Genomic DNA, 16,017 nt, shown 5'->3' with positions numbered 1-16,017 from the left:
CCCGAGGTCAGGCGGACGGCAGGCGCGGCTCCACCCAGCCGGTCTCGGTGAGATGGTTCATCACCGCCTGCACCGCCTCCTCGATGCTCTGGCCGGTGGTGTCGACCACCAGATCGGCATCGGTCGGCGTCTCGTACGGGTCGTCGATGCCGGTCATCCCGGTGAGCAGGCCGGCCCGGGCGCGGGCGTACAGCCCCTTGCGGTCGCGCTGCTCACAGACCTCCAACGGGGTGGCCACGTGCACCAGCAGGAACCCCGCCCCGGCGGACCGGGCCATCTCCCGCACGGCGGCCCGGGCCTGGGCGTACGGGGCGATCGGGCAGCAGATGCCCACCCCCCGGTGCCTGGCGATCTCGGCCGCCACCCAGCCGATCCGCCGGACGTTGGCGTCCCGGTCGGCCCGGCTGAAGGTCAACCCGGCCGACAACTCCCGGCGTACCACGTCGCCGTCGAGCAGGGTGATCGTGCGCTCGCCCTGCTCCCGGAGCAGGTCGGCGAGCCCCCGGGCGATGGTCGACTTGCCGGAACCGGAGAGCCCGGTCAGGAAGACCACCAGCCCCCGGTGCCGGCGCGGCGGGCGGGCCCGGGCGAGCTCCTTGGCCACTGCCGGCGGGGTGTGCCACTCGGGCAGCGGGAACCCCCGGTCGAGCAGGTCGTCGATCTCCGCCTCGCTCAGCGCCAGCTTGCGGTTACGCGGCGGGATGTCGTCCCGCCAGCGCCACTGGCCGTCCCGGCTGTCGTAGGCCAGCTCGCGGGGGACCAGCACCCGCAGCCCCGCCCCGGAGAGCATGGCGCCGGTGGAGAGGAGGTGGGTCACCCCGTACGCGGCGGAGATCCTCGCCCGCAACAGGGCGTCGCTGATCTCGTCGGCGCGGCGGGGCAGCGGCACCGCGACCAGGGTCGCCGGGGGCATCCGGTCCCGGGCGGCGAAAACGCTGCGGACCAGGGCCTCGGTGGGCAACCCACCCGCGCCGTCCTCGCCGACCGGGATCATCACCAGCAGGTGCGCGCCGAGGGTACGGGCCGCGTGCGCGATCTGCGCCAGCTGCGGCCGGTGCAGCGGCCGGTCGGCGATCACCCCGAGCACCCGTCCCGGGGGCAGCAGCGGTCGGATCTCCTCCGGACCCCGGCGCAGCCGCTGGAACGGGCCGTGCCCGCCGTCGCCGAGCCGGCGGACCGGGCCGCCCAGCCCGGCCACACCCTCGCGGACCGGCCAGACGTCGGTCACCTCAAGGGCCGCCACCGGGGCACCCTCGCCGTCGGTGAGCACCAGCGTCCGCCGGCCCGGGTCGGCCTGGTCCAGCCCGTCGGCGACGGCGGTGGGCACCTGGAGGGTCACCGGGACCGGCCAGGAGGTGCCGTCGGCCAGCCGACCGCGACGCTGTAGCGAGGCCAGGTCGGCGCGGGTCATGAAGCCGGCCAGCGGGGTGTACGCCCCGCTCAGCAGCAACTCCAGATCGGCCAGCTCACCGGGGCGCGGCGCGTACGCGGGGGCATCCCGCAGCACGTCCTCGGGCAGCACTGAACCGTTGCTCATCCGTACCCCTCACTCGCTGGCCGGATCACAGTTTCTCAGTCGGCCGGCGATCGGTCGAGAGCGCCACTCCACTGCCGACCCGGAAGTGGATCAACGGGGGAGGGTGTCGACCGGTCGATGAGCGAGGTCAACCCACCGGAACCAGGGGTGCGGCACCGAACGAGACGGCGAATCTCTGACACCAGATCGCGACACTCGTCAGCCCGGCGGGGTCGGCACCGGACGGGATGGCGTACGCCTGGTCGCCCTTGTTGCCCTTGAGTCGGCCCAGCTCAACCCGGCGGCCGTCGTCGAACACGCCCCAGCCGGCCCGGCCGGTGCGGACCGGCTGGTCGGTCAGCCAGACCTTCAGGTCGGGGCCGTTGGAGGTGTCCAACCCGACCAGTTCCAGCCGGTGCCCCCCGTCTGCGGTACGGACGATCCGGGCGGTGCCCGAGGTGTCGTGTTCATGACTGACGAACTCTCCCCGGCTGACCACCACCGGCCGGGTGCTGGTGGGGCTGCCGGTGGTCGGCGTGGTGCCGGCGGGGGTGGTCCCGGTGGGCGTGCCGCCGGGGGCGTCGGTCGGGGTGGTGCCGGCCGGGGCGGCGTCCACCTCGGAGAGTTGCTCGTCGACCTGGTTGTCGGTCACCACCTTCCAGGGTTGGAACCAGTACAGGCCGAAGGCGACGCCGACACCGAGGACGGCGACGGCGACCCAGGTCAGCGGGGTACGAAACGGTCGACGGGACATGCCGCTCAGTCTTGCCGGACCGCGGCGGCCGGGCACCGGCCGGCGGCGTTACGAAAGCCTTACCGTCGTCGGACATCCACGATCCATAGCTCGTTCATAGGTCGTTCACATCGACTTTCCGGTCCGGTCGCCTTAGCTGCCGGCGACCCCTTCGCGACCAGAGAGCGCCCACCGCATGCGACTACGATTCCCCCGCCGGACCCCCGGATCCGATCCGTCCACCATCGCCGAACCCTCCGCCCGAGGGCACCGCGAGTCGTCGCCCCCTGCTGGTGACACCGACCACGCCGGCCACGCCCTCCGGGCGCCGAGCAAGCTGCACGCGTTCAACCGGTACGAGATCAAGTACCTGGTCGAGACGACGAAGGTACCGGCGTTGCGGGCCGCACTCGCCGCCCGGATGACGCCCGACGCGCACGGCGGTGACGGTGGCTACGGCGTCTGGAGCGTCTACTACGACACCACCGACCTGCGTTTCTACTGGGAGAAGATCGAGGGGCTGAAGTTCCGTCGCAAGCTGCGGGTACGCCACTACGGCGACCGGTCCGGCGTGACCGACGACGGGACCGTGCACGTCGAGATCAAGCAGCGGGTCAACCGGGTCACCCAGAAGCGCCGGATCGCCGTGCCCTACCGGGTGGCCCGCCAACTCTGCGACGAGCGCGTCATGATCGAACACGATCCCTCCCAGCGCGGTTTCGTCGAGGAGGTGCTGGGACTCGTCTCCGGCCTCGACCTGCGTCCGGTGGCGATGACCGGCTACCAGCGTGAGGCGTTCGTCGGCCAAGCAGCCGACCTGGGCCTGCGGGTCACCCTCGACCACCGGGTGCGCGGCCGGGACCGCGACTTCCACCTCGGCGCGGACGCCGAGAACCGCCTGATCATTCCGGCCTCGAAGTCGATCGTCGAGGTCAAGGCGAACGAACGGGTCCCGTACTGGCTCACCGACCTGGCCGGCCGGGCCGAGCTGTCGGTGGTGCGGGTCTCCAAGTACTGCCAGAGCGTCGAGGCGTTCGGCCGCGTGCCGCGCTCGATCTTCCACGTCCAGGATGCCGATCCCGCCGCCGACCTGGTGGCCCCCACCCCGAGAAGCGAGGCCTGAACCCCGATGGACATCACGTTCCAGGACCTGTCCGGCACCTTCAGCACGGGCGACATCGCCCTCACGCTGTCGTTGTCCTTCCTGCTCAGCGCCATGATCGGCTGGGTCTACCGGTCCACCCACCGCAACGTGTCGTACAGCCAGTCGTACGTCCAGACGCTGATCATCCTGGGCATGCTGATCTCGCTGATCATGCTGGTGGTGGGCTCCAACATCGCTCGGGCCTTCGCCCTGGTCGGCGCGCTGTCAGTGGTGCGGTTCCGCAACGCCATCAAGGAGACCCGCGACGTCGGCTTCATCTTCCTGGTGATGGGCGTCGGGATGGCCTGCGGCACCCGGTTCTACAGCCTGGCCGTCGTCGCCGCCGTGGCGATCAGCCTGATCATCGTGGTGATGTACCGGTTCAACTGGTTCGCGCTCAACGTGCAGCGGCAGGTCGTCAAGGTCCAGGTCCCGGCCGGCGGCAACCACACCGCTGACATCCAGGACGTGCTGGTCCGGCACACCACCGAATTCGAACTGGTCAGCATGGAGACGATCCGGGCCGGTGCGCTCACCGAGATGACGTACACGGTCCGGTTGAAGAAGGGCGGCGAGCCGGGTGACCTGATCAGCGCGCTCAGCGAGCGGACCTCGGGCCAGCGGGTGACCGTGCTGACCGGCTACGACCAGACGGACCTGTGATGGCGCAGTCCCTGCGTACCCGGTCGGTGCTGCCGCCCCGGCTGCGTCGCCGACTGCCGGTCCGGGTGCGGCAGAACTGGAAGCTGCTCACCACCTGCGCGGCCTTCCTCGCCGTACTGACCCTGGTGCTGGGGACGGAACGGATCCGCCCCTACGTGACAAGTGCCGGGGGCTCCGGGGGCGACGTGGTGAGCGTGGACATCCCCGGCACCGTCGACCTCTTCGACGCCGGTCGCGCGCACGAGATCTCGCTGACGTTCCGCAACGCCGACTACGAGCGGATGCTCGACGCCTACTGGAAGGAGGGCGAGAAGGGGTACGTCGAGGCCGACCTGACCGTCGACGGGACCACGATCCCCAGCGTGGGCATCCGACTCAAGGGCAACTCGACGCTCGGCCAGCTCAGTTGGAAGGGCGAGACGCGGCCCTCCGGGGGCCGGGGTGAGAACGGCGGTGGGCCGCGACCGGGCGGCGGGTTCCCGGGCGGGCCACCCGACGGCGGGCCGCCGCAGGGCGCAGGATTCCCCGACGGCGGGCTGCCGCAGGGCGCAGGATTCCCCGACGGCGGGCTGCCGCAGGGCGCAGGATTCCCCGGCGGCGGGCTGCCGCAGGGCGCAGGATTCCCCGACGGCGGGCTGCCGGACGGGGCTGCTCCCGGCACTCAGCAGCCCGGAACAGGCGAGCAGGCCGGCGGCGGTCAGCAGGCCGGTGGTGGTCAGTTCCCCGGTGGGATGACCCGGGCGGCGTTGAAGGCCGAGGAGCCGGAGACGTTGCCGTGGCTGCTCAGCTTCGACGAGTTCGTCGACGGCCGGCGCTACCAGGGGCACCGGGAGGTGGCCGTCCGGGTGGGCGGTATGGGCGGCGGCTCGACGGTGCTCAACGAGGCCCTGTCGTTGTCGCTGCTCGACGCCACGGGTGAGCCCGCGCAGCGGTACGCGTACTCCTCGTTCACCGTCAACGACCGGCCCACCACCGCCCGGCTGCTGGTCGAGCACCCGGACGAGCACTTCGCCGATCAGATGGACGGCACAGGGGTGCTCTACAAGTCGCTGGCCAGCGGCAGCTTCACCGACCAGGGCGACGATCCGACCGAGTACGCCGACGACTTCAAGCAGATCACCATGAAGGGCAGTCAGGACCTGCAACCGGTGATCAACCTGATCCGGTGGGTGAACTCGGCCAGCGACGAGGAGTTCGACGCGCACCTCGCCGACAGGGTGGACGTGGCGTCCTTCGCCCGGTACGTCGCGTTGCAGAACCTGCTGCTCAACTTCGACGACATGGCCGGCCCGGGGAAGAACTACTACCTCTGGTACGACCTGGGGACGAAGAAGTTCAGCGTGATCAGCTGGGACCACAACCTGACCTTCAGCGGCAACGCCAGCCAGGGCCCGCACGACAGCGGCGGGTTCGGCCCGGGCCGGGGCTTCCCCGGCGCGGCCGGTGCCAACGGTGCGGTCACGGACCAGGCAGCACCGGGCGGGCCGGGCCAGCAGCCGGGGCAACAGGCCGGTCAGCAGCCGGGTCAGCAGGCCGGAGCGCCACCCGGGCAGCCAGCCGGGCCGGGTGCCCGGGGTGCGGACAACGAGGGTGGTGGCCCGCGCGGCGGGATGATGATGGGCCACAAGCTCAAGGAGCGCTTCCTCGCCAGCGACGCCTTCAAGGCGACCTACGAGGACGCCTACCGGGAGCTGTACCAACAGGTCTTCGGCAGCGGGAAGGCGGCGGAGTCACTCACCGCGATCAGCACGGTGCTGAAGAAGGTCGATGGGGCGGACGCCGCCGCCGTCGACTCCGACGTGGCCCAGCTACGCACCCTTATCGGCCAGCGGACCGAGAGCCTGGGCAAGCACGAGGTGATCACCCGGAGCTGAAGCCGACGGGACGCGGGCCGGCACCAGGCCCGCGTCCCGTCACCGACCTCAGGGAAGTCCCCGGGCGATTCCGGATACCCGCCAGGGTGCCGCCTCCCTAGGCTGGCGGCGTGACACTGATCGCGACCGAGTCGCTGACCAAGACGTACGGGGGCCGGGTCACCGCGTTGACCGACCTCACCGTCGCGGTCGAGCCGGGGATCATCGGGCTGGTCGGCGCCAACGGCGCCGGCAAGTCGACCCTGATAAAGATCCTGCTGGGCCTGCTCCCGCCGACCAGCGGACGGGTCTCCGTGCTCGACCTCGACCCCACCACCGACCCGGCGGCGGTCCGCGCCCGGGTCGGCTACATGCCGGAGCACGAGGCGCTCCCACCCGACCTGTCCGCCGCCGAACTCGTCACCCACCTCGGGCGGATGAGCGGCCTGCCCCGGACGGTGGCCCGCGAGCGCGCCTCCGAGACGCTGCGGCACGTCGGCCTCTACGAGGAGCGGTACCGGCCGGTCGGCGGCTACTCCACCGGGATGAAGCAGCGGGTCAAGCTCGCCCAGGCCCTGGTGCACGACCCGGACCTGCTGCTGCTCGACGAGCCCACCAACGGCCTCGACCCGGCCGGCCGGGACGCCATGCTCGCCCTGGTCCACCGGATCGGCACCGAATTCGGCATCTCCGTGCTGGTCTGCTCGCACCTGCTCGGCGAGGTGGAGCGGATCTGCGACACCCTGATCGCCATCGACGGTGGCCGGCTCCTGCGCGCCGACCGGATCGACGCGATGACCTCGGCCACCGACCTGCTCGCCGTCGAGGTCAGCGAGGGCACCGACCAGCTGGCCGGCCGGCTCGCCGCGCTCGACCTGCCGGTGACCCGCGACGGCCGGATGCTGCTCGTCCCGCTGGTCGACGAGCGTACCTACGACCTGATCCTCGGCGTGGTCGCCGAGCTGGACCTGCCGCTGCACCGGCTGGACCAGCGCCGGCACCGGGTGGCCGAACTCTTCGCCCCGAGGGAGCCCAGCAATGCCTGAGCCGACCGGCGTCATCCACGACATCGGCTACCAGCGGTACACCGGCCCGAGGCAGGGCCGCCGGCACGTCTTCGGCGCGCTCTACGGGCACGGCCTGCGGACGGTCTTCGGGTTGGGCCGCAGCGCCAAGGCGAAGATCTTCCCCTGGCTGGTCGTCGGCATCGTGACCGTGGTGGCCGCGGGCCTTACCGCCGTCCGCAGCCAGCTCGGCGAGGTGGTGATGACGTACGCCCAGTTCGCCGACGCGATGAGCTGGCTGGTCATCTTCTTCGTCGCGGTGGCCGCCCCCGAGCTGGTCTCCCGGGACCTGCGCAGCGGCGTGCTCCCGCTCTACTTCTCCCGGCCGCTGCCGCGCGACGACTACGCGCTGGCCAAGCTGCTCTCCCTGGTCAGCGCGATCTGGCTGCTGCTGGGCGGGCCGCAGCTGGTGATGTTCCTGGGGGCGGCGTTCACCACCCCCGACGGCCTGCGCGGGACCTGGAACGAGCTGCTGGACCTGCTGCCCGGGTTGCTCTACGCCGGGCTGTGGGCGGTGGTCTTCGCCTCGATCGGTCTGCTGGTCGCCTCGCTCACCGGCAAGCGGGCCTTCGCCGCCGGTGGGATCGTGGCGGTCTTCCTGATGACCACCCCGGTCGTCGGCGTGCTGTCGATCCTGCCGTCCCGCGCGGTCAACGAGCTGGCCTTCCTCGCCTCGCCGTCGACGCTGGTCGGCGGGGTGGGCACCTGGGCGCTCGGTGACCTGCTGGTGCCCGAGGGACAGGGCGGCGGGATGCCGATCGGCAGCTTCGGCCCGGTCTACGCGATCGTCGCCGTGCTGCTGGTCACCGCCTGCACCGCCCTGCTGCTGCTGCGATACCGGAAGGTGGCCGCCCGATGACCACACTCGACACCGACGCCCGGCCGGCGGTCACCACCAGCACCCTGGATCTCGCCGGGGTCTCCCGCTGGTACGGCAACGTGGTGGCGGTCAACGACGTCACCATGCGGCTCGGCTCCGGGGTGACCGGCCTGCTCGGCCCGAACGGCGCCGGCAAGACCACCCTGCTGCACATGATGGCCGGCTTCCTCGCCCCGTCCCGGGGCACGCTCACCCTCGACGGCGAGTCGACCTGGCGTAACCCGGCCGTCTACCGCCGGCTCGGGCTGGTCAGCGAGCGGGAGGCGGTGCACTCCTTCCTCACCGCCAAGGAGTTCGTGCTGGCCAGCGCGAAGCTGCATCGGTTGCCCGACCCGGAGGCCGCCGCCCGCCGGGCGATCGAGCTGGTCGAGATGACCGACGCTCAGGACCGCCGGATCGGCACGTACTCCAAGGGGATGCGGCAACGCACCCGGGTGGCCGCCGCGCTGGTGCACGACCCGCAGGTGCTGCTGCTCGACGAGCCGTTCAACGGGATGGACCCGCGCCAGCGGCTGCACATGATGGGCCTGCTGCACTCCCTCGGCGACGCCGGGCGGACCATCCTGTTCAGCTCGCACATCCTGGAGGAGGTCGAGCAGGTCTCCGGCACCGTGCAGGTGATGGTCGCCGGGCGGCTGGCCGCCTCCGGCGACTTCCGCACCATCCGCCGGCTGATGACCAACCGACCGCACGTCTTCGCGGTCCGCTCCACCGACGACCGGGCGCTGGCCGTGGCGTTGATGGCCGACCCGTCGGTCACCGGCGTGGAGCTGGACAAGACCGGCCTGACCGTACGGGCCGGCGACTACGGCGCGTTCACCCGGGCGCTGCCCAAGATCGCGCTCGCCCGGCAGATCCGGGTCCGGCAGTTGACCCCCGAGGACGAGTCCCTGGAGAGCGTCTTCTCCTACCTGGTGGAGGCCTGATGTCGACCGTTTCCTGGATCACCGCGCGTGGGCTCTTCGGCCGTCGCCGGTTCCTCATGCTGCTGCCGCTGCCGGCGGTGCTGGTGCTGCTCGCCGTGCTCTGCCGGTCGCTCGGGGTCGACCCGGGCGAGTGGGCGTCGCCGGTGCTGGTCGGCCTCGGTCTGGCCGTGGTGCTGCCGGTGGTGGCGCTCATCGTCGGCACCGGCGTGCTGGGCGCGGAGATCGACGACGGCACGGTGGTGCACATCCTGACCAAGCCGCTGCCGCGCTGGCAGATCGTGCTGCCGAAACTCGCCGTGGCCGCCGGGGTCAGCGCGGTCACCGTCGCCGTGCCGCTCTACGTCGCGGGCGTGCTCGCCGACTCGGTACGCCTCGGCCTGGCCCTCGCCGCCGCTTCGGCGCTGGGTGCGCTGGCCTACTCGGCGCTGTTCCTGGCGCTCAGCCTGGTCACCCGGCGGCCGGTGCTGCTCGGCCTGGTGTACGTGCTGATCTGGGAGGGGCTGCTGGGCAACTTCGTCAGCGGCACCAGGGTGCTGTCGATCCAGCAGTGGGTGATCGCCCTGGCCGACCGGATGGCCCCCACGGCACTGCTGTCGACGACCGTCTCGGTGCCGGTGGCGGTCGTGTTGATCGCCCTGGTGAGCGTCGGCTTCACCGTCCTGGCGATCGACCGGCTCCGCTCCTTCAGCGTCGCCGGAGAAACCAGCTGACCCGGTCCGGCCGGACCGGACGATGACCGGTCGACACCGTTGCGCCGATGTGGTGGTACCCGGTCGCAGGGGTACCGCCACATCGGCGATCCGGCACCGACCCGCCTCAGAAGGCGCTGGCGATGACGAGTTCGGACGTGCGGTCGGGGAGCAGGTCGAGGGTGGTGATCCGGCCGGCGGCGCGCACGTCGTCGGCGATCAGGGTGAGCTGGTCGAGCAGGGCCGCCGGGCCCAACGCCTCGGCCAGCGGGATCTCCGCCCGCATCGACAACTTGCGGTCGGACTTGGCCCGGCGGATCTGGGCCAGGGCGTCCCCGGCCAGCCGGAGCAGGGCCGGGTCACCGGTGCCGGTGATGGCCCGGTCCACCTCGTACGTGGTGGGCCAGGTCGACCGGTGCACCGAGCCGTACCGCCACCACGACCAGACCTCCTCGGTCACGTACGGCAGCACCGGGGCGAAGAGCCGTAGCTGCACCGACAGGGCGGTGGCGAGTGCCGCCCGGGCCGAGTCGGCACCCGGCCCGGTGCCGTAGGCGCGTTCCTTCACCAACTCGATGTAGTCGTCGCAGAACCGCCAGAAGAACGCCTCGGTGGCCTGTAGGGCGGTCGTGTGGTCGTACCCGTCGAAGGCGGTCGTCGCGGTGGTGACCACGGCGGACAGTTCGGCGAGCATGGCGGTGTCCAGCGGGGTGGTCGCCGGGGCGCGCAGGGCGTCGCCGGCACCGAGGCCGAGCGCGAACTTCGACGCGTTGAGCAGTTTGGTGGCCAGTCGCCGCCCCACCTTGATCTGCGCCGGGTCGAAGGCCAGGTCCATGCCGGGGCGGCCGTTGGCCGCCCAGTAGCGGACCGCGTCCGACCCGTGCTGCTCCAGCAGCGCCATCGGGGTGACGACGTTCCCCTTGGACTTGGACATCTTCTTGCGGTCCGGGTCGAGGATCCAGCCGGACAACACCGCGTCCCGCCAGGGCAGCACCCCGTGTTCCAGGTGGGCGCGGGCCACGGTGGCGAAGAGCCAGGTCCGGATGATCTCCTGCCCCTGCGGGCGCAGGTCCATCGGGAAGATCCGGTCGAACAACTCCGGGTCGGTCTCCCAGCCGCCGACGATCTGCGGGGTCAACGACGAGGTGGCCCAGGTGTCCAACACGTCCGGGTCGCCGACGAAACCGCCCGGCACGCCGCGCTGCGATTCGTCGTAGCCGGGCGGCGGTTCGCTGGACGGGTCGATCGGCAACGACGCTTCGTCCGGTGTGAGAGGGTTGGCGTGGTCCGGCTCGCCAACGGCGTCGAGCCGGTACCACACCGGCACCGGCACCCCGAAGAAGCGCTGCCGGCTGACCAGCCAGTCACCGGTCAGCCCACCCACCCAGTGCGCGTAGCGGTGCCCCATGTGCTCCGGCACCCAGCGCAGCTCGTCACCCCGGGCCAGCAGCTCCGCCCGCAGCCCGGCGTCCCGGCCGCCGTTGCGCAGATACCACTGCCGCGTCGAGACGATCTCCAACGGCCGGTCGCCGCGCTCGTAGAACTTCACCGGATGGGTGATCTCGCGCGGCTCGCCGACCAGGTCACCGGCCTCGCGCAGCAGCTCCACCAGGGCCCGGCGGGCGGCGTTGACCGGCTGCCCGGCCAACGCCGCGTAGGGGGCCGCCGGCACGTCGGCCGGTGGCTCGGCCAGCAGCCGACCGTCCCGGCCGATCACCACCCGGGTTTCCAGGTCGAGGTCCCGCCACCAGGTCACGTCGGTCAGGTCACCGAACGTGCACACCATCGCGACGCCGGTGCCCTTCGCCGGGTCCGCCAGCGGGTGCGCGCGCACCGGCACCCCCACCCCGAACACGGGGGTACGCACCGTCGCGCCCACCAGGTCGGCGTACCGCTCGTCGTCGGGGTGGCAGACCAGCGCCACACAGGCCGGCAGCAGCTCCGGCCGGGTGGTGTCGATCAGCACCTCCCGCCCGCCCGGCCCGGTGAACCGCAGCCGGTGGTACGCCCCCGGGCGCTCCCGGTCCTCCAGTTCCGCCTGCGCCACGGCGGTGCCGAACCCGACGTCCCACAGCGTCGGCGCCTCCGCCTGGTAGGCCTCACCCCGGGCCAGGTTGCGCAGGAACATCCGCTGCGAGGTGGCCCGCGCCGCCCGCCCGATCGTGGTGTACGTCAGCGACCAGTCCACGGACAGCCCGAGCCGCCGCCAGAGCGCCTCGAAGACCTGCTCGTCGTCGGCGGTCAACCGTTCGCACAGCTCGACGAAGTTGCGTCGGGAGATCGGCGTCGGCTCCCGGCGTCGGGCCTCGGTGACCGGGGCGTCGGGCGGCTGCCACGCCGGGTCGTACGGCAGGGACGGGTCGCAGCGCACCCCGTAGACGTTCTGCACCCGGCGTTCGGTGGGCAGGCCGTTGTCGTCCCAGCCCATCGGGTAGAACACGTTGCGCCCGCGCATCCGCTGGAACCGGGCCACCGTGTCGGTGTGCGTGTACGAGAAGACGTGCCCCATGTGCAGTTCGCCGGATACGGTCGGCGGCGGGGTGTCGATGGAGTACACGTCGTCGCCGCGACCGTGCCGACGCGGGGTTCCCGCCGGCCCGCGACCCGCTACGGTCGCCTTCTCCCGGTCGAACGCGTACGTGCCCTCCTCCTGCCAGCGGTGCGCCCAGTGCTCCTCGATGCCGTCCAGGGTGGGACGTTCAGGCACACCGGCGCGGACCGTCCTCGCCGTATCAGTCATCGGTCGATCGTAGGCAGCGTGCGACCTCCCGCCCACCGGCTTTATCCGGCGTGCCGGCTTCCTCGCGCCGGGCGCCGGCACGTCATGGGTCGTGGCGGGCCGGGTGTGCGGTGCGACGTGGGGCGGGCCGGGCGCGGCGACCGACCCGACCCGCCGACCGACCCGACCCGCCGACCTACCGCTTCGGGGAGCCGGCCGGACCCGTCGACCTAACGGTTCGGGGAGCCGGCCGGACCCGGTGGGTTACCGGTTCGAGGAGCCGACCGGCGGGGTGAGCAGTGGGCCCTGGGTGGCGATCTGGAAGCCGAGCCCGGTGCGGCCGTTGACCCGGTCGAGGATCACCGAGACCGGCGCGTAGGTGTTCTTCTCGTCCGGGTTGGTGCAGGGGCCCTCACCGGGGTCGCCGTTGTTCAGGATGCCCAGCGCCCGCCCGTCGGACTCGGTGAACAGCGGACCGCCGCTGTCACCCGGCCGGGCGCACACCCGCACGTCGATGCCGCCACTGGCCTTGCCGATGACCTCACCGCAGCGGGTGCCCGGCAGGTAGCCGGCTCCGGCGCCCGAGTCGACGTACTGCTCGCCGGCCTTCGGGGTGTACGCCGAGCCGGTGGCGCAGACCACCCAGCCGGCCTGCACGGCGGAGTACGGCGTGACGCCGGTGATCGGCACGTCGCGGCTGCCCTTGCTGGCGCAGGCCGGATTGTCCGCCACGCACCAGTAGTTGACCAGGCTCGGCGCGTTGCCCACGGTCCGCCTCGGGTACGCCCAGCGGGTCGTCGCGCCCTTCGCGTACGGCAGGACCGCGTAGTCGTTGGGGAAGGCGTTCTCGGCCAGCACCGGGTTGGTCGACTCCAGGCCCACCGGCACCTTCGGCCCGAGGAACTGGTGCCAGGTGTCGTCGACGCGCTGGTGCCGGCCGCCGACCACGCAGTGCCCGGCGGTCAGCACGTAGTACTGCCCGGACTTCGCCCGGACGTTGAAGCCGGTGGTGCAGCCGCCGACGGTGCCGTCGTCGCGGGGCACGTCGAGCCGGATGCCGCCCCGCATCGGCGCCTTGGCGCAGTAGCGCGGGTCGCACGCCTTGGGGATCGCGGAGCCGTCGAGCCGGGCCCGGGCCCGCACCGGCACCCCGGCCGCGTCGAGCGTGCCGGCCAGCCGGGCGTCGTCGGCGGGCACCGCGTCGCCGGTGAGCACCAGCACCTCGTTGGCCCGCTCGTCGACCAGCACGTCCCGACCGGCGGTGACGCCCAGCGTCCCAGCCAGTCGGGCCGCCGCCGCGTCGAGGTCGCGCCGCGAGTGGCGGACCGGCACGACGGTGACGTGCCGGGCGTCCGGCAGGCCGGCGACCGCCTCGGTGACCGGTGCCGGATCGGTGGCGGCGATGGTGAGCACCCCGCCACCGGCCTGGTCCAGCCACATCCCGGCGTACGAATCGGGGAAACGGGCGGCCAGGGTGTCGGCCAGCGGCGCGGACAACTCCTGGAGGGCCAGCCGGCGGGCGGCCTCGCCCGGGGCGACCCGGTAACGGTCGCTCAGGTAGCTCACCGAGGCGGGGGCGGCCTGCGCGACCTGGGTCGCGGGGCGGGTCACCACCGGCGCCGGGCGTGCTGCGGCCGGCGCCGCCGCCCGGCCAGCCGTGTCGGCGCGGGCCGACGCGCGGACCTCCCCGGCGACCGGGACCGTCCCCGCCGCCCAGGTGCCCCCGGTCGCGCCGGTGGCCGCACCGGCATCCCGGTCCACGGCCAACGCCACGCCTGTCGTCCCCATCGTGCTCAGCGCCAATGCCGCTGCCAGCACCACTCGTCCACGGATCCGCACGCCGCAACCTCCCCGTATGCCGGCGATGTGATCGGCTCCGCCGCACCCGACCGGGCGGACCGGTGAAAACGGGGGCGAGGCCCATCGATGCGGGCAGAGTCTAGTCGTCCCACGGCCACCGGGCTGCCCCTCGGCCGGGTCAGACCAGCGAATCACGCCACTGCCGGTGCAGCGCGGCGTACCGGCCACCGGTGGTGGCGAGCCGGGCGGGTGGGCCGTCCTCGACGATCCGTCCACAGTCGACGACCAGCACCCGGTCGGCGGTCTCCACCGTGGAGAGCCGGTGCGCGATCACCAGCGCGGTGCGGTCGCGCAGCACGGTGGACAGCGCCCGCTGCACCAACCGCTCGGTCGGCACGTCCAGCGACGACGTGGCCTCGTCGAGGATCAGCACCCGGGGGTCGGCCAGGAACGCGCGGGCGAACGCGACGAGCTGCCGCTGCCCGGCGGAGAGCCGGCCGCCGCGCCGGTGCACCTCGGTGGCGTACCCGTCGGGTAGGGCGGCGATGAAGTCGTGCGCACCGATCGCCCGCGCCGCCGCCTGCACCGCCGCGTCGGTGGCGTCCGGCCGCCCGAACCGGATGTTCTCCGCCACCGAGCCGCCGAACAGGTGGTTCTCCTGGGTCACCAGCACCACCGCGCGCCGCAGCTCGGCGTCGGACAGGTCCCGCAGGTCGACGCCGTCCAGTTCGACCGTGCCGGCGTCCGGGTCGTGGAACCGGGCGAGCAGCTTCGCCACCGTCGACTTGCCGGCGCCGGTCGGGCCGATCAGGGCGACCGTCTGCCCGGCCGGCACGACCAGGTCCAACCCGGTCAGGATCGGCGTCTGCGGCAGGTAGCCGAAGGACACCGCGTGGAACGTCACCGCACCCCGGCCCGGCCCGGCCGGCAACGGCACCGGCGAGGCCGGTTCGGGCACCCCGGGCTGCTCGTCCAGCACCCCGGCGAGCTTCTCCAGGGCGGCGGTCGCCGACTGGAGGGAGTTGTAGAACTGGCTCAGCTCCTGCATCGGCTCGAAGAACCGGCGCAGATAGAGCAGGAACGCGGCGAGCACCCCGACCTCGGTGGCGCCGCCCAGCACCCGCCAACCGCCGTACCCGAGCACCAGCGCCACGGTCACGTTGCCGATCACCTTGATCCCCGGCGAGTAGGTGGCGATCAGCCGGAAGCCGTGCAGGCTGGTCCGCCGGTACTCGTCGTTGACCGTCACGAAGATCTGCTGGTTGCGCGGCTCACGCCGGAACGCCTGCACCGCACGGATGCCGCGCAGTGACTCCACGAAGTGGACGATCACCAGCGCCACCGCCTCCCGGCTGTGCCGGTAGGCCCGGGCCGAGGCCCGGGCGAACCAGCGGGACAGCCAGAACAGGAACGGGAACGCCAGCAGGGTCACCGCCGCCAGCGGCAGGTCCAGCCAGAGCAGGATGGCGGCGACCGACAGCACCGACAGCGCAGCGGCGACCAGGGTGTCGATCCCCCCGTCGACCAGTTCGGCGATGGAGTCCACGTCACTGGTGAGCCGGGACACCACCCGACCCGAGGTGTACCGCTCGTGGAACCCGACCGAGAGGGTCAGCAGGTGGCCGTACACCCGCTGGCGCAGGTCGAGCAGGACGGCCTGGCCGATCCGGGCGGAGCGGGTGAGGTAGCTGCGCCGGGCGACGTACTCGGTGACGGCCGCGACGGCGAACGCGCCCGCGACGGCCGCCAACGGACCCGGGTCGCCGGCCCGCAGCGGCGGCACCGCCCGGTCGATACCGAGCATGACCAGGTACGGGCCGGCCATCGCGGCGGTGTTCTGGGCCAGCAGCAGGGCCACCGCCACGCCCAACGGCCGGCGGTGCGGACGGAGCAGGTCCCGCAGCAGCGCCCGACTGCGACCCCGCAGCCGGGCCACCGCCTCGGGGGAGTCGTCCTCGGCGCGGCTGCGGTCGGCGTCCGGGTCGGTGGCCCGGCCCCGCCAGTGCGACAACGCGGTGCCGGGCTGGCCG

Annotated in this window: 12 protein-coding genes; 7 read left to right on the top strand and 5 right to left on the bottom strand. The window is 72.6% G+C overall.

Features of this window, described 5'->3' with window-relative positions:
• Window positions 1–7 precede the first annotated feature (7 nt).
• Both cysC and AB0K25_RS06975 read right to left on the bottom strand, forming a co-directional pair.
• Entirely contained in the window at window positions 8–1,537 is a 1,530-nt protein-coding gene (gene cysC / locus AB0K25_RS06980; RefSeq protein ID WP_219464656.1) for an adenylyl-sulfate kinase, read from the bottom strand.
• Window positions 1,538–1,664: 127 nt separating this feature from the next.
• Window positions 1,665–2,270, bottom strand: coding sequence for a DM13 domain-containing protein (locus AB0K25_RS06975; RefSeq protein WP_363818983.1), 606 nt, complete (start codon window positions 2,268–2,270; stop codon window positions 1,665–1,667).
• Between the two features lie 175 nt (window positions 2,271–2,445).
• Between AB0K25_RS06975 and AB0K25_RS06970 the strand changes: the two genes are divergently transcribed.
• The 7 genes from AB0K25_RS06970 (at window position 2,446) to AB0K25_RS06940 (ending at window position 9,489) form a co-directional block, all read left to right on the top strand.
• On the top strand, window positions 2,446–3,372 hold the full coding sequence (locus AB0K25_RS06970) for a polyphosphate polymerase domain-containing protein (protein WP_219464654.1): 927 nt from the start codon (window positions 2,446–2,448) through the stop codon (window positions 3,370–3,372).
• 6 nt (window positions 3,373–3,378) lie between these two features.
• Window positions 3,379–4,056: a DUF4956 domain-containing protein gene (locus AB0K25_RS06965; protein ID WP_219464653.1), complete on the top strand. Its 678-nt coding sequence runs from the start codon at window positions 3,379–3,381 to the stop codon at window positions 4,054–4,056.
• The gene (locus AB0K25_RS06960) at window positions 4,056–5,930 is read left to right on the top strand and encodes a CotH kinase family protein (RefSeq protein ID WP_363818979.1); all 1,875 of its coding nucleotides are present in this window, start codon (window positions 4,056–4,058) and stop codon (window positions 5,928–5,930) included. Before AB0K25_RS06965 ends, AB0K25_RS06960 begins: the two co-directional genes overlap by 1 nt.
• A gap of 110 nt (window positions 5,931–6,040) precedes the next feature.
• Entirely contained in the window at window positions 6,041–6,955 is a 915-nt protein-coding gene (locus AB0K25_RS06955) for an ABC transporter ATP-binding protein (protein WP_208568002.1), read from the top strand.
• The gene (locus tag AB0K25_RS06950) at window positions 6,948–7,832 is read left to right on the top strand and encodes an ABC transporter permease subunit (RefSeq protein ID WP_363818976.1); all 885 of its coding nucleotides are present in this window, start codon (window positions 6,948–6,950) and stop codon (window positions 7,830–7,832) included. The genes AB0K25_RS06955 and AB0K25_RS06950 overlap by 8 nt, the downstream gene beginning before the upstream one ends.
• Window positions 7,829–8,779: an ABC transporter ATP-binding protein gene (locus AB0K25_RS06945; RefSeq protein ID WP_357535193.1), complete on the top strand. Its 951-nt coding sequence runs from the start codon at window positions 7,829–7,831 to the stop codon at window positions 8,777–8,779. The genes AB0K25_RS06950 and AB0K25_RS06945 overlap by 4 nt, the downstream gene beginning before the upstream one ends.
• Window positions 8,779–9,489: an ABC transporter permease gene (locus tag AB0K25_RS06940; protein WP_208568005.1), complete on the top strand. Its 711-nt coding sequence runs from the start codon at window positions 8,779–8,781 to the stop codon at window positions 9,487–9,489. Before AB0K25_RS06945 ends, AB0K25_RS06940 begins: the two co-directional genes overlap by 1 nt.
• A gap of 106 nt (window positions 9,490–9,595) precedes the next feature.
• Here AB0K25_RS06940 and valS read toward each other — a convergent pair whose 3' ends face one another.
• From valS to AB0K25_RS06925, 3 genes are all read right to left on the bottom strand, one after another.
• Window positions 9,596–12,208 carry a valine--tRNA ligase gene (gene valS, locus AB0K25_RS06935; protein ID WP_363818972.1) on the bottom strand — a complete coding sequence of 871 codons (2,613 nt, stop codon included), beginning with the start codon at window positions 12,206–12,208 and terminating at the stop codon, window positions 9,596–9,598.
• A gap of 243 nt (window positions 12,209–12,451) precedes the next feature.
• Entirely contained in the window at window positions 12,452–14,005 is a 1,554-nt protein-coding gene (locus tag AB0K25_RS06930; RefSeq protein ID WP_219464648.1) for a trypsin-like peptidase domain-containing protein, read from the bottom strand.
• 160 nt (window positions 14,006–14,165) lie between these two features.
• The gene (locus AB0K25_RS06925; protein WP_363819214.1) at window positions 14,166–15,998 is read right to left on the bottom strand and encodes an ABC transporter ATP-binding protein; all 1,833 of its coding nucleotides are present in this window, start codon (window positions 15,996–15,998) and stop codon (window positions 14,166–14,168) included.
• Window positions 15,999–16,017 lie beyond the last annotated feature (19 nt).

This window comes from Micromonospora sp. NPDC049257 (assembly GCF_040678915.1).
In the GTDB taxonomy this organism is placed as follows: Bacteria; Actinomycetota; Actinomycetes; order Mycobacteriales; family Micromonosporaceae; genus Micromonospora; species Micromonospora antibiotica.
The sequence above is the reverse complement of the archived record's forward strand: the minus strand, read 5'-3'. Positions and strand labels throughout refer to the sequence as shown.

What these genes read in the sequence shown, in the direction of transcription:
- cysC (WP_219464656.1), bottom strand. Translation starts at nt 1,537, where the DNA reads ATGAGCAACGGTTCAGTGCTGCCCGAGGACGTGCTGCGGGATGCCCCC.
- AB0K25_RS06975 (WP_363818983.1), bottom strand. Translation starts at nt 2,270, where the DNA reads ATGTCCCGTCGACCGTTTCGTACCCCGCTGACCTGGGTCGCCGTCGCC.
- AB0K25_RS06970 (WP_219464654.1), top strand. Translation starts at nt 2,446, where the DNA reads ATGCGACTACGATTCCCCCGCCGGACCCCCGGATCCGATCCGTCCACC.
- AB0K25_RS06965 (WP_219464653.1), top strand. Translation starts at nt 3,379, where the DNA reads ATGGACATCACGTTCCAGGACCTGTCCGGCACCTTCAGCACGGGCGAC.
- AB0K25_RS06960 (WP_363818979.1), top strand. Translation starts at nt 4,056, where the DNA reads ATGGCGCAGTCCCTGCGTACCCGGTCGGTGCTGCCGCCCCGGCTGCGT.
- AB0K25_RS06950 (WP_363818976.1), top strand. Translation starts at nt 6,948, where the DNA reads ATGCCTGAGCCGACCGGCGTCATCCACGACATCGGCTACCAGCGGTAC.
- AB0K25_RS06945 (WP_357535193.1), top strand. Translation starts at nt 7,829, where the DNA reads ATGACCACACTCGACACCGACGCCCGGCCGGCGGTCACCACCAGCACC.
- AB0K25_RS06940 (WP_208568005.1), top strand. Translation starts at nt 8,779, where the DNA reads ATGTCGACCGTTTCCTGGATCACCGCGCGTGGGCTCTTCGGCCGTCGC.
- valS (WP_363818972.1), bottom strand. Translation starts at nt 12,208, where the DNA reads ATGACTGATACGGCGAGGACGGTCCGCGCCGGTGTGCCTGAACGTCCC.